Source organism: Halorubrum sp. CSM-61 (assembly GCF_003781945.1).
GTDB lineage: Archaea > Halobacteriota > Halobacteria > Halobacteriales > Haloferacaceae > Halorubrum.
The window spans coordinates 221958-234283 of record NZ_RJJW01000005.1; the positions used below are offsets into that span (position 1 = coordinate 221958).

Below are 12326 nucleotides of genomic sequence, written 5' to 3' on the forward strand. Positions count from 1 at the left end.
CCCTCCCGCGTCGCCGTTCACTACCGACGGGCCCGCCGTCGGAGAACCGCCCGACCGATCCGGAGGCCGATGACCGACGACGACCTCACGCTGCTGTTGATGAGCGGGAGCTGGTACCCGGAGAACGCGTACATGACGCTTCTGGCGGACGCGCTCCGCGAGGCCGGCGTCGACGTCCGGATGCCGTCGCTCCCGCTGTTCTTCCCGCTCACGCGCGCGGCCCTCGCCAACCCGGACGCCGACGCGATGCAGATCGACTGGATCTACGACTACTACGTGACGACCGGCACGGGGTTCGGCCCCGCGAACGCGCTGGTCTCGTTCCTGCGGGCGGCCGCGTTCCTGATCGACGTCGCGCTCGTCTCGCTGCTCGGCGTCGGCGTCGTCCGGACGGTCCACAACGAGCGGCACCACGAGGGATTGTACCCCCACACGGAGCGGATCGTCAACGAGTGCGTGTTCGCCGTCGCCGACGCGATCACGGTCAAGTGCGGCGCCGCGGCCGACGCGATCGCCGCGGCGTACCGCGTCCCGGAGGCCGACGAGATTGCGGTGGTTCCCGACGGGAGCTTCGTCGCGGCCTACGAGAACGACGTGTCCCGTGAGGCGGCCAGACGAGATCTGGGGATCGACGACGACGCCTTCGTGGTCCTCTTCTTCGGGCTGATCCGCGAGTACAAGGGCGTCCCGGACCTCGTCGAGGCGTTCGCCGCCCTCGACGCGCCGGACGCGGAGCTGTGGCTGGTCGGAAACCCGCACGACGACCGGACCGAGGCGCAGGTCGCGGCGCTCGCCCGGAGCGACCCGCGGATCGAGACCCGCCTCGAGTTCGTCCCGGACGAGCGGATCCAGTACTACCTGAACGCCGCCGACGTCCTCGCGTTGCCGTACCGCAGGATACTCAACTCGGGGACCGCGCATCTCGGGCTCTCGTACGGCCGCCCCGTGATCGCGCCCGCGATCGGCTGCCTCCCGGAGACCGTCCCGCCGGAAAACGAGTTCCTCTACGACCCGAGCGACGACGACGGCCTCGCGGAGGCCCTTCGGCGGGCGTCCGACCACCCGGACCTCGAGTCGATCGGACGCGCGAACCGCCGACACGCGCGGTCACAGAGCTGGGCGCGAGCGGCCGAGGCGCTGACCGAGGTCTACCGGGAGGCGGCCGGCGACGACCGCCGCCTCGACCGGTCGATCCGCGCGGCCGAGTCGTAGGCGACTGGCACGCGCACCCGGAGAACCCGGTGATTGCGGACCGACCGCCGCGCGTCCCGCCGGTCGACCGCTGGTGACCGACGACGGGGTCGTCCTGTTCTACCGGGACTGCGCGAACGCGCACGGCGAGCGGGTCCGCGTCTACGAAGTTACGTCGCTCGACACGGAGACTTCGCCGACCGCGAACTACCCGCACCGTCGATACTCGAAGGGGCCGGCGCACGGTTCGGCTGGAACTCCGGCCGGATGCACACCTCGACCCGTGGTACGTCGACGGGCGCTGGATCTGTGCCGTCGACGGCAACGTGAGCCACCCGGAGCCGTTCACGAACGACCATCGGTCGATCGGCGTGCTGATCGCCGACCCGGACTGACCACCTCAGTTCGGATGGGGCGGAGCGTCCGATCGGGGAAGGGGGCCGGCCGCGGTCCCCCCGGGGACGGGGCGAGTTCCGATCGCCGCCCGCGGATAAGCGGCCCATTACTTCCAACCGACAGGTCGGATACCGGATAATGAGTCAGTCAGAATCCGTGGAACGGGCGGCGGAGGCCCGCCCTCGCTCGGCGATACAGCTGCACACCCTCCGGAACATCGACGAATCCCTCCCGGAGACGATCCGGCGGGTGGCCAACGCCGGGTACGAGGGGGTGGAGTTCGCCGGCGCGTTCCTCGAATCGGACACCTACGCGGTCCGAGAGGCCCTCGACGAGACGGGCGTCGAGCCCGTGGCCGCGCACGCCGACCTGAGCGCGCTGGAGACGGACCTCGAATCGATCGCCGACCGCTGTCGCCGCGTCGGCTGCGACCACCTCGTCATCCCTCACCTCGGCGCCGGCTACTTCCGGACCACGGGGCACGTCGACGCGCTTGCGAGTCGGCTCGACGAGCTCGCGGACCGGGTGGCGAGCCGCGGGCTCCGTCTCTCGTATCACACCTCCAAGGACCCGTTCCTCCCGCTTCTCGACCGGTTCGGACTCGGCGTCCCCGCGAACCTTCCCTCGCCGAGCTTCGTCTGGGAGGGGGTGGCCGAAGCGGTCGACCTGACGGTCCGCGGGGCGGGTCGAACCGTGGAGGAGACCGGGCTCGGTCGGCTCGCGTTCCGCACCGACGACCTCACCTTCGAGGTCGACGTCGGCTGGGTCACCGCGGGCGGGTACGACCCGGTCGACGTGTTCGAGCTGCTCGGGGACCGACTGTCGCTGATCCACATCGCCGACGTGGAGCGAACGCGTCGCTTCCCGCCGGCGTTCCGGTCGGTCCCGCCCGGCGAGGGGATCGTAGACCTCGATCGCGTCCTCCGGGCCTCCCGGGAGACCGGCGTCGACTGGCTCGTGTTCGAGGACGATCACCCGTCGGACCCCGAAGCGGCGGTCTACCGCGGTCGGGCGACGCTCGATCGGTTGGACTGAGTTCAGGCCCGGACCCGCCTGATCGCCCGCCGAACGGGCCCCGTGACGAGCGAGAGGCCGGGGCACCCGTCGGCGATCCACAGCCCGACGCCGAACACGACCGATCCGAGCTGGAGCGCGATGACCGGAGAGAGCTCGAAGGTGAGGAGTCGCGCGACGTACTCCGTCAACAGCCCGTAGGTGCCGTCGATGAAGGACCCGCGATCGGGCGACGGCAGGCGGTCGGCGATCGGCCACAGGACCGGAGAGAGCTCGACGTACCCGCGCGACAGGGACGCGGGAAGCACGTCGCCGACGAGGTGGAGCACGTACCCGATCAGGAAGGCGCCGCCGACCGCTCCCTCGCGCCGACGCTCGGCGAGCGCGTAGACGGCGAACGCCGCCGGGACGCCGAAGAAAACCGAGTGGGCCGCCGCGTATCCGGTCCCGAACACGCCGAACTCCCACGCGAGCGGCTTATCTATCAGGTCCGGAAGCACGGCGCCGAACGCCAGCGCGACCGCGGGGACGTCCCGCGGTCGGGATCGATACCTTCCGTGAACGTACGTCGAGTAACACACGTATGCGAACAGCGCGTGCTCCCATGGCCACATGCGATAACGGACCCATCGGTCGCGGGTAGTTATAGATGGAGTATCGGGGATGCGCTCCCTTACGACGCGCGGTCGTGTCGACGTCGAGGTCGGGACCGATCGGCGCGCCTGACTGCGGTTCGACGGCAGAGCTCGGTTACGGCTCGAACGCCTCTCCGTCGAGCGAGACCTCGGCGTCGCCGTCGACGGTGACGTCGCGGAGCTCGCCGCGGAACCGGTACCCGCGGTCGTCGCTCGTGACCGCGCCCTCCGCGGTGGACCCGGAGACGTGACCGGCGGTCCGACGCGTCGACTCGTCCGGGAAGAGCTCTCCTCCGACCGTCACCTCGTAGGTGGACGGGGTGCCGGACCCGCGGATGCGGATCCGGTGTTCGGCGTCGTCCGCGTCGGCCGCCGACGCCGGGAGGACCGCGTTCGTCCGACCGGTGAGCGCCGCGAACGTCGCGAGCGCCGTCCCGCCGAGCCGAGCGTATCCCCGACGCGTGACGCCGGCGGATCCGGACTCGTCGCGACCGGAATCGGGAGGTTCGTTGCCTGTCGACTGCAACCTGTGTGCCAGCTTGTGTGCCATTGCGGCCGTTAATCTCCCATTACCGGCAATAAGTGTTTGGTTTGTTATATATTCGGCGTGTGATGAATATCCGGAGAAGTTACACATCTGACGATGAGATCGAACCGAACGGAATCGGCCGATTTGACGGCTACGCGTCGTTTGGCCAGTCGCGCATTCCACCCAGTTGTTCGGCCTCGTACATTTCTTCGAGGGGATTCCCTTCGATGTTCAACGGGAGGTGGACGCGGCCGCGCTGCCGCGCGGACTCCCAGCTCGCGAACACCAGCTCGGTGCCGCGGAGGGCGCGCCGACCGGAGAAAACCGGTTCCGTTCCGCTCGACAGCGCGTCGACGAGGTGTTCGATCGCCTTCTCGTAATGGGTCGGCGGGTCCGCGGGCCACGTCACGCCCGGCAGCGCGCCGGTTACCTTGCCGAGGGCCGCGCGGGCGAGTCCGAGCGACGGCCCGTACACGCTCTCGTCGGTGTCGATCGCCCGCCACTTCCCGCCGGTCCGGACCCGGAGCGGCGTCCCGTCGTCGGTCTGGATCTCGATGACCCCGTCCTCGCCGACCAGCCGGAGGTAGGCGTCGACGCTCGTCACCCCGTCCTCCGCCGTCGACGCGACCCCGAGCGTGCCGTCGGCGTACCGCCACTGGGCGATCGACCGCGTCTCGTTGAGCGCGCCGAACCACCGGTTCTCGTGCGAGCAGTCGATGGCGGCGAGCGTCCACTCCGCGCGCGCGCCCTCCACGAAGAGGTCACAGAGGTCGAAGAGGTGAGAGCCGGCGTCGAAGAGGTTCACCTCGGACCACTCGAGGCGTTCGAGCTCGCCGATCTCTCCGTCGTCGAGCATCTCCTTCGCCCGCAGGACCGGCTCGGCCAGCCGGCGCTGGTGGTCGATCGTCAGCTGGACCCCCTCCCGGTCGCAGACGTCCACCATGCGTTTACAGTCCTCCCACGCCGTCGCCATGGGCTTCTCGCAGTGGACCGCGTCGACCGACGGCGCGTTGGCGCTGTCGACGACGAGGTCGGCGTGGATCGACGGGGGCACGCAGACGCTCACGATGTCGGGCTCGGCCTCCTCGAGCATGACCTCGTGGTCCTCGTAGACCGCGTCGAGCCCGTGGTGTTCGGCGAACGCCTCGGCGTTCTCGGGGACGATGTCCGCGCAGGCGACGAGCGAGCACGAATCGAGGCGCTGGTACCCGGACGCGTGACGATACGCCATCGCGTACCCGTCTCGATCACGCGTTTCGGGGTCCTCGCCGGTACCGATTATCGCGACACGGTATGTCATTGTAGTCCGCACGCGAGGACGGCGGAAGAGTATACGTCTGCTAACGGAGTCGGACGACCCTAAAACTACGAGAGCACAGACCGGACGGCCGAACCGGAGGTTAACGTTTGAAAAACGGTAGGGTATACCAACCTGCCGCTGGTCGTCGAAGGGTCATCCTGTAGGTTAATTCACGCGTTACTGAATTATTAGAAGACGTTAGTTTCCTTATACCTAAGGGGGTGTAACGTATGGGTCGCTCCATGAGTGCGGGAAATTCGGGGTCACTTAGCGGAGAACAGCTCGGGACGGATCCCGAAGCATCGACCGACGACGTAGCCAACCTGGAGGAGATCGGGAAGGCGTCCCGATCGAACGGGTCTACCCTAGAGAAGGGCGAGATCTTCGATCTCCTGAAGAACAGTCGGCGGCGGAGCATCATTCAGTACCTCCGCGCTCACGACGGCTACGCGGAGCTCAACGAGGTCGCCGAACACATCGCGGCCGACGAGAACGACATCACGGTCCGGGAACTCTCGTCCGACCAGCGGAAGCGGGTGTACATCGGCCTCTACCAGTGTCACCTCCCGAAGATGGACAACATGGGAGTCGTCGAGTACGACAAGAACCGCGGGACGATCGAACTGCAGGACTCGGTGTCCCAGCTGTTGGCTTACATGGACCCTATCGACGAGGACGACAGCGAGGAACCGAACGGCGAACGGACGTGGCTCGTCCCCGCGATCGCCGCGAGCGTCGTCGCCGTCGTCGGGCTCGGGACGCTCGGTGTCGGCGCCCTCTCGGCCGTGCCGGCGGCCGCTTGGACGCTGCTATGCGTCGTCGGCATCGCCGCCATCCTCGGCGTCCAGTACCTCGACTGATCGCGGTCTCGCGGTCTCCGTCCGTTGCGTTCCGTTCTCCCCCGCCAGCGAGCCGCTCAGTCCGCTACTAACCGTTCAAGGAACGTGTACTCCCCGCGTTTGACCGCCGTCTCGTAGTACTGAAACGCCGCCAGCGACATGACGGCCACGGCGAACACCAGGCTCGGGAGCGCCGAGACCGCACTCAGCAGCTGCGCGACGCCGATCGCGACGCCGGCCACCGCGAGCGCGCCGTAGTAGACCGCCCACTGCCGGTCGGGCTCGACGTCCTCGTTCAGAACGCGGGCGACGTCCTCGACCCGATCGGTGAGCGTGACCGTCTTTTCGTCGCCGTCGTACTCCACCAGCCCGACCTGTTCCAGCTTCGGGACGTGCGTCTGGTACAGCGAGATGTAGAACCGTTTCACGACGTCGTTGTCGACCGGCTCGTCCGTCTCGTTCGTCTCGTCGGTCGCGGTGTCACGAGCCAGGGCGCGCAGGTCCGCGCGACCGCCCCGTCGGTGCAGATGATACAGGATCTGCCGACGCCGTGAACTGCTCAATACCTCGAACACCTCGTCTTTCGTAAGTTCCTCCGTCGAGTTCATGGGATGGTATCGTAATCGGTCGGCGACTTTCGCCCCCTCTCCCGACGGGGACGGTCGGATAACACACACGTGACGCCTCATTCAATTTGTTATCACGTCCATATCGGGGGGCACGCGAACAGGTATCCGAGGCAAAACGATCTGATTTCCTCGGTACTCCCGTTTCTCCGTACATAACGAAACTCTAGGGGGTCCACTGTCCCGACATGACCGACCCCCTTTTCGAACTGACGAGCTTTCAGCGAGACCTCCTCTACGTGGTCGTCGGCGAGACGGACCCGTCGGGCCAAGAGATCAAGACCGAGCTCGAGACGGTGATGGACGAGATCACCCACGGTCGGCTGTACCCGAACCTCGACACGCTGGTGAAGAAGGGCTACCTCGAGAAGGGAGAGATCGATCGCCGAACCAACTACTATCAGGTGACTGAGAAGGGGCTCGAGGCGCTGCAGGCGCGGCGGAACTGGGAGGACCGGTACGTGGACCTATGAGCGCGGAACCAGCCGTGCGACCGAGTGATGCGGTGTATAACGAAGCCCGCTTGCGTCGGGTGTTCAGTCAGTCACCTCGCGTCGCGTCTGGCCTCGCACGCGGGGGCACCCACACTCAACTCATGATCATATCCAACGCCAGAGACGCTCACGGCCGCCGACGGCAGCTCCGGACCCGACGGACCGGGCCGACCGCGACCCGAGGCGGGGGGAGGGCCTGACCATGTACGACGGACGGAGCGTCGGAGTCGTCGTCCCCGCGTACAACGAAGAGGGACACGTCGGCGACGTGATCGAGACGATGCCCGACTACGTCGACCGGATATACGCGGTCGACGACGCGTCGACCGACGGGACCTGGGAAGAGATCCGGGAGTCCGCCCGCCGAATCAACGATCGGGCCTCCCAATCAGTGCCCGAGCGCGGCGCGGGCGCGTCGCGCGTCATCACGATCCAACACGAGCGGAACCGCGGCGCCGGGGCGGCGGTAAAGACCGGCTACTCGCGCGGGCTCGACGACGGGGTCGACGTCGTCGCCGTGATGGACGGCGACGGGCAGATGGATCCGGCCCACTTAGAGCGGATCGTCGCGCCCGTCGCCGCGGGCGAGGTGACCTACGCGAAGGGGAACCGGCTCAGCTCCCGGCGCGACTACGAGCGGATGTCCCGGTGGCGGCTGTTCGGAAACGTCCTCTTGACGCTCCTGACACGTATCTCCAGCGGGTACTGGGAGGTCTCCGACCCCCAGAACGGCTTCACCGCGATCTCGAACGAGGGGCTCCGGCGGGTCCGGTTCGATCGGCTCTACGACGAGTACGGGTTCCTCAACCACCTCCTGTTCGCGCTGAACCTCGACCGGGAGGAGATCGCCGACATCGCCCACCCGTCGGTGTACGGCGACGAGACGAGCACCATCCGGTACTCGACGTTCGTCCCGCGGCTCTCGGCGCTTCTGGCGCAGAACTTCGTCGAGCGAATCGGGCGGTCGTACGTCCTCCGGCAGTTCCATCCGTTGGTCATCTGTTACGCGCTGGGAGCGACGGTCACGCTCACCGGGATCTTCGGGGGCGCCTACACCCTCGCGTCGGCGGGCGTCGACGCGTTCCTCGGTGGCATGCTGTCGGTCTCCGTCGGGGCCCTCGGCGGGCTGCTGTTGACCCTCGGCATGTGGTTCGACGTGTCGGAAAACGACGACCTCGTCCGATCCGTCCCCGAGTCTCCGGAGCCGAGTCCGGGGCCGAAACCGCAGGTCGACGCCGACCGCGAGGTCGGGAGAGACCAGCGGTTCCCGGTGTTCCAGGACGGCGGCGAAGTGACCCGGCCGGCGGAGGGTGAGTCCGATGACTGAGATCGCCTTCGTCCTCGGAACGCGGCCCGAGATCATCAAGCTCGCTCCCCTCGTTCAGGCGTGCGATCGGCAGGGGATCGAGTACGTGATCGTCCACACCGGACAGCACTACTCCGACAGCCTCGATACGGTGTTCTTCGACCAGCTCGAGCTTCCGGACCCGGACTACGACCTGGCCGTCGGCTCCGGGTCCCACGGGAAACAGACCGCGGAGATGCTCGTCGGCGTCGAGCGCGCCATAGAGGAGACCGAGCCCGAGGTCGTGTTGGTCCAAGGGGACACGAACAGCGTGCTCGCCGGGGCGCTCGCCGCCAGCAAGATGGACACCGAGCTGGGCCACGTCGAGGCGGGGCTCCGGAGCTTCGACCGAGAGATGCCCGAGGAGACGAACCGGGTGATAGCCGACCACGCCGCGGACTACCACTTTCCGCCGACCGAGTGTAGCAAGAAGTACCTCCTCCGGGAGGGGATCTCGTCGTTCCGGATCACGATCACGGGCAACACCGTGGTCGACGCGATCCAACGGAACCTCGACATCGCCCGCGAGAAGAGCACGGTCCTCGCGGACCTGGGACTCAAGGGTTCGCGGTACTTCCTGATGACGGCCCACAGGGCGGAGAACGTCGACGACGAGGACCGCTTCGAGGGGCTGCTCGCGGGCGCCCAGCGCGCCGGCGAGGCCCACGACGCCGAGGTGATCTACCCGATACACCCGCGCGCGAGAGAGCGGCTCGAGTCGTTCGACATCGACCTCCCGCCGCGCGTCCGGACGGTCGAACCGCTGGAGTACCTCGACTTCCTGCGGGCGACGGCGTCGGCCGACCTCGTCTTGACCGACTCCGGCGGGGTCCAGGAGGAGGCCTGCATCCTCGGCGTTCCCTGCGTGACGATGCGGGACAGCACCGAGCGCCCCGAGACCGTCGACGTGGGAGCGAACCGGCTCAGCTCCTGTGAGCCGGAGCGGATCGAGCGGAGCGTCGCGGAGATGCTCGACGCGGGCGAGTGGGAGAACCCGTTCGGCGACGGCGACGCCGCCGAGCGCATCCTCGAGGCGCTGCCGGTCGCGGCCCGGTCGAAGGAGGTGCCGCAGTGAGCACCGTCTGCGTCCACGGGCTGGGGTACATCGGGCTGCCGACCGCGGCGATGCTCGCCAACTCGGGACATGACGTGCGCGGCTTCGACGTCGACGACGACCTCGTCGCGACCCTCCGCGACGGCGACGTCGACCTGAACGAGCCGGGCCTCTCCGAGTTCGTCGGAAGCGCGCTCGACGATGGGAACCTGCGGATCGTCGACGAGGTGCGGCCCGCGGAGTACCACCTCGTCTGCGTCCCGACGCCGTTCGACGAGGGCAACCGGCGGGCGGATCTGGAGTACGTCCGGGCCGCGTCGCGGGCCGTCCGCCCCGTCCTCCGCGAGGGGGACACGGTCATCCTCGAGTCGACGGTGCCGCCGGGGGCGACCGTCTCGCAGATGCGGCCGATCTTAGAGGAGTCCGGACTGAGCGCGGACGACGAGTTCGGGCTGGCCCACTGTCCGGAAACGGTCCTCCCCGGCAACATCATCGCGGAGCTCCGGGCGAACGACCGGATCGTCGGCGGGGTGACCCCCGAGGCCACGGCGTCGTCGGTGGCGCTGTACGAGTCGTTCGTCGACGGCGAGATCCGAGCGACCGACGGGCCGACGACCGCCGAGTTCGTCAAGCTCATCCAGAACACGGCCCGGGACGTGAACATCGGGCTGGCGAACGAGATCGCTCGGCTCGCCCACGATTACGGGATCGACTCCCGGGAGGCGATCGAGATGGCGAACGGCCACCCACGGGTGGACATCCTCCGGCCCGGACCGGGCGTCGGGGGCCACTGCCTCCCGATCGACCCGTGGTTCCTCGGCGACGGTTCCGACGAACTCGACCTGATCGAGGCCGCGCGGCGGGTGAACGACGGGATGGTCGGGTTCGTCGTCGAGCTCCTCCGGGAGCTCGTGGCCGACCTGCGCGGAACGCGGATCGCGGTCCTCGGCGCGGCGTACAAGGGGAACGTCGACGACACCCGGAAGAGCCCGGGGCTCGCGCTCGCGCGCGAGCTCCAGCACGGGCCGGAGGCGGTGGCGCCCGCCACCGACGGCGGCGTGAGCGACGCGACGAGCGTCGCCGTCCACGACCCGCACGTCGCGGACGCGACGCTCGACCTGCAGTCCCTCGGCGAGGCGACGCGGGACGCCGACGCGATCGTCGTCGTCACCGACCACGACGAGTTCGCCGACCTCGACCCCGCCGAACTGGCGGGGCGGATGGCGGAGCCGAACCTGGTGGACGCGACGGGGATGTTGGATCTCGATCGGTGGCGGGAGGTCGGCTTCTCCGTGCGACGCGTCTGAGTCGGTTCGGGCGTTCGTTTTTTCGGAACGAGTAGGTCAGTCGTCCCGGCTCTCGACGGTTTCGTCCCGGCTCTCAGCGGCGTCGTATCGCCGGACCAGCGCGCCGACGTACCAGAACTTCAGTGCCATCGAAACCGCCCCCGCAACGCCGGCCCGAACGGGTCGCCGGCGATACGCGGCGAGAAACGCGTAGATCGACACGGGGACGTTGAGCAGATTGAGACCGTTCGGATAGGAGCGATCGAGCAGGCCCGCCTTCCGCTCGCGCGTCCACCACCGCTCGGCCAACACCACGCGCGTCATCCAGGCGTCGTCGTCCGCAGGCGGCGGGAACAGGACCGGATTGACGAGGGCGAAGAGCACGGCGGCGCCCGCGAGCCGCCACTTTCGGTGATAGACGGCGTACAGGAGAACCGGCGTCAACGCCGTCCGACTCCACCCGCTCTTGGGGTTCGAGTGTCGCTTCCAGAACCGCTCTTCGAGTCGGTCCGGCACGAGGGTCGCCATACGTGGGGGTCGGTCCGAGCGATCAAATAACTTGGTCTATCTCACCGTCGAAATGGGTATTGACAGGCACTCAGGCGGCCAGATACGGTTCGCACACCCGTTCGATCCCCCTCTCGAAGTCGATGTCGGCCTCCCAGCCCGTCGCCTCGCGCAGCTTGGAGGCGTCCGCGCAGGTGTCAGAGACGTACACGCTCTCGGGGATCGGGTTCTCGACGTACTCCGGGTCGACGTCGGCGTCGAGCGCGCGGTTCAACAGGTCGACGACGGTGTTAAAGGAGTACGCGTCTCCGGTTCCGACGTTGTAGACGCCGTCGAGCTCGTGGTCGGCCGCGGCGACGAGGGCGTCGACCACGTCGTCGACGTGCGTGAAGTCCCGGGTCTGCGTGCCGTCGCCGTACAGCTTCGGGGCGCGCCCGTGGGCCACGTCGTCGGCGAACTGGGCGATCACGTTGGCGTACTCGCCCTTGTGCTCTTCCGCGCCGCCGTACCCCTGATACACCGAGAAAAAGCGCATCCCGGCCGTCGTCACGTCGTAGTGGTTCGAGAAGTACTCCGCGTAGCGCTCCCGCGAGAGCTTGGAGGCCTCGTAGCCGGTGTTCACCGTGACCGGCATGTCCTCGGGGCACGGCTCCGTCTGGCTCCCGTAGATCGAGGAGGTCGACGCGTAGACGACGGTGTCACACCCCTGCTCGCGCGCCTGTTCGACGGTGTTCACGAACCCGTCGACGTTGACGCGCGCGCCCTCCACCGGGTTCTCCTCGTGCATCGCGTACGAGGAGCGCGCGGCGAGGTGGAACACGACGTCGACGTCGGTCGGGAGGTCGTCCTCCAACACGTCGCGCTGACGGTAGCGGACGCCGGAGTCGAGGTTCTCCTCGGTGCCGAGGTAGCCGTTGTCGATCACCGTCACCTCGTTGTCCGCCGCGAGCCGGTTCGCGAGGTTGGAGCCGATGAATCCGGTGCCGCCAGTCACGAGGACGCGTTCGTTCTCCATGCCTCGCGGTTCTCCGGTCGGCCACTATGCTATACGGCGCTTAACGTCGGCCCACCGAACGCTGCGATCACGCCGCAGTCGGCGAAATCGCCCAA

General features: G+C 68.0%; 13 protein-coding genes. 7 read left to right on the forward strand and 6 right to left on the reverse strand.

Annotated features, from left to right (window positions below):
* Window positions 1–69 precede the first annotated feature (69 nt).
* Together EDM04_RS10740 and EDM04_RS10745 are read left to right on the forward strand one after the other, a co-directional pair.
* A complete protein-coding gene (locus EDM04_RS10740) occupies window positions 70–1212 on the forward strand; it encodes a glycosyltransferase family 4 protein (protein ID WP_123621922.1) in 1143 nt (380 codons plus the stop codon).
* Window positions 1213–1725: 513 nt separating this feature from the next.
* On the forward strand, window positions 1726–2622 hold the full coding sequence (locus EDM04_RS10745) for a sugar phosphate isomerase/epimerase (RefSeq protein ID WP_123621924.1): 897 nt from the start codon (window positions 1726–1728) through the stop codon (window positions 2620–2622).
* Between the two features lie 2 nt (window positions 2623–2624).
* Here the strand turns inward: EDM04_RS10745 and EDM04_RS10750 are convergent, their stop codons facing one another.
* The 3 genes from EDM04_RS10750 to EDM04_RS10760 form a co-directional block, all read right to left on the reverse strand.
* Window positions 2625–3215, reverse strand: coding sequence for a metal-dependent hydrolase (locus EDM04_RS10750; protein ID WP_123621926.1), 591 nt, complete (start codon window positions 3213–3215; stop codon window positions 2625–2627).
* Between the two features lie 136 nt (window positions 3216–3351).
* Window positions 3352–3786, reverse strand: a complete 435-nt coding sequence (locus EDM04_RS10755; protein WP_123621928.1) for a hypothetical protein — start codon at window positions 3784–3786, stop codon at window positions 3352–3354.
* 130 nt (window positions 3787–3916) lie between these two features.
* Window positions 3917–5065 (reverse strand): Gfo/Idh/MocA family protein, encoded by a 1149-nt coding sequence (locus EDM04_RS10760; RefSeq protein WP_123621930.1) that lies wholly within the window; start codon window positions 5063–5065, stop codon window positions 3917–3919.
* A gap of 242 nt (window positions 5066–5307) precedes the next feature.
* On the opposite strand from EDM04_RS10760, the gene EDM04_RS10765 reads away from it, so the two are divergent.
* Window positions 5308–5925, forward strand: a complete 618-nt coding sequence (locus EDM04_RS10765; RefSeq protein WP_123621932.1) for a hypothetical protein — start codon at window positions 5308–5310, stop codon at window positions 5923–5925.
* Between the two features lie 56 nt (window positions 5926–5981).
* Here the strand turns inward: EDM04_RS10765 and EDM04_RS10770 are convergent, their stop codons facing one another.
* A complete protein-coding gene (locus EDM04_RS10770) occupies window positions 5982–6512 on the reverse strand; it encodes a hypothetical protein (protein WP_123621934.1) in 531 nt (176 codons plus the stop codon).
* Between the two features lie 206 nt (window positions 6513–6718).
* Between EDM04_RS10770 and EDM04_RS10775 the strand changes: the two genes are divergently transcribed.
* The 4 genes from EDM04_RS10775 to EDM04_RS10790 all read left to right on the forward strand — a co-directional run bounded on the left by EDM04_RS10775 (window position 6719) and on the right by EDM04_RS10790 (window position 10730).
* Entirely contained in the window at window positions 6719–7003 is a 285-nt protein-coding gene (locus tag EDM04_RS10775) for a PadR family transcriptional regulator (RefSeq protein ID WP_123621936.1), read from the forward strand.
* Between the two features lie 223 nt (window positions 7004–7226).
* Window positions 7227–8351, forward strand: a complete 1125-nt coding sequence (locus EDM04_RS10780; protein ID WP_123621939.1) for a glycosyltransferase family 2 protein — start codon at window positions 7227–7229, stop codon at window positions 8349–8351.
* A complete protein-coding gene (wecB, locus tag EDM04_RS10785) occupies window positions 8344–9444 on the forward strand; it encodes a non-hydrolyzing UDP-N-acetylglucosamine 2-epimerase (protein WP_123621941.1) in 1101 nt (366 codons plus the stop codon). The genes EDM04_RS10780 and wecB overlap by 8 nt, the downstream gene beginning before the upstream one ends.
* Window positions 9441–10730, forward strand: coding sequence for a nucleotide sugar dehydrogenase (locus tag EDM04_RS10790; RefSeq protein ID WP_123621943.1), 1290 nt, complete (start codon window positions 9441–9443; stop codon window positions 10728–10730). Before wecB ends, EDM04_RS10790 begins: the two co-directional genes overlap by 4 nt.
* 36 nt (window positions 10731–10766) lie before the next feature.
* Here EDM04_RS10790 and EDM04_RS10795 read toward each other — a convergent pair whose 3' ends face one another.
* Entirely contained in the window at window positions 10767–11237 is a 471-nt protein-coding gene (locus EDM04_RS10795) for a DUF6653 family protein (protein ID WP_123621946.1), read from the reverse strand.
* Window positions 11238–11307: 70 nt separating this feature from the next.
* Window positions 11308–12231 (reverse strand): NAD-dependent epimerase/dehydratase family protein, encoded by a 924-nt coding sequence (locus tag EDM04_RS10800; RefSeq protein WP_123621947.1) that lies wholly within the window; start codon window positions 12229–12231, stop codon window positions 11308–11310.
* Window positions 12232–12326: the final 95 nt, after the last annotated feature.

Coding starts and splice junctions, on each gene's coding strand:
- EDM04_RS10740 (WP_123621922.1), top strand. CDS start 70: ATGACCGACGACGACCTCACGCTGCTGTTGATGAGCGGGAGCTGGTAC.
- EDM04_RS10765 (WP_123621932.1), top strand. CDS start 5,308: ATGAGTGCGGGAAATTCGGGGTCACTTAGCGGAGAACAGCTCGGGACG.
- EDM04_RS10745 (WP_123621924.1), top strand. CDS start 1,726: ATGAGTCAGTCAGAATCCGTGGAACGGGCGGCGGAGGCCCGCCCTCGC.
- EDM04_RS10775 (WP_123621936.1), top strand. CDS start 6,719: ATGACCGACCCCCTTTTCGAACTGACGAGCTTTCAGCGAGACCTCCTC.
- EDM04_RS10780 (WP_123621939.1), top strand. CDS start 7,227: ATGTACGACGGACGGAGCGTCGGAGTCGTCGTCCCCGCGTACAACGAA.
- EDM04_RS10750 (WP_123621926.1), bottom strand. CDS start 3,215: ATGTGGCCATGGGAGCACGCGCTGTTCGCATACGTGTGTTACTCGACG.
- EDM04_RS10755 (WP_123621928.1), bottom strand. CDS start 3,786: ATGGCACACAAGCTGGCACACAGGTTGCAGTCGACAGGCAACGAACCT.
- EDM04_RS10800 (WP_123621947.1), bottom strand. CDS start 12,231: ATGGAGAACGAACGCGTCCTCGTGACTGGCGGCACCGGATTCATCGGC.
- EDM04_RS10770 (WP_123621934.1), bottom strand. CDS start 6,512: ATGAACTCGACGGAGGAACTTACGAAAGACGAGGTGTTCGAGGTATTG.
- EDM04_RS10760 (WP_123621930.1), bottom strand. CDS start 5,065: ATGACATACCGTGTCGCGATAATCGGTACCGGCGAGGACCCCGAAACG.
- EDM04_RS10795 (WP_123621946.1), bottom strand. CDS start 11,237: ATGGCGACCCTCGTGCCGGACCGACTCGAAGAGCGGTTCTGGAAGCGA.
- wecB (WP_123621941.1), top strand. CDS start 8,344: ATGACTGAGATCGCCTTCGTCCTCGGAACGCGGCCCGAGATCATCAAG.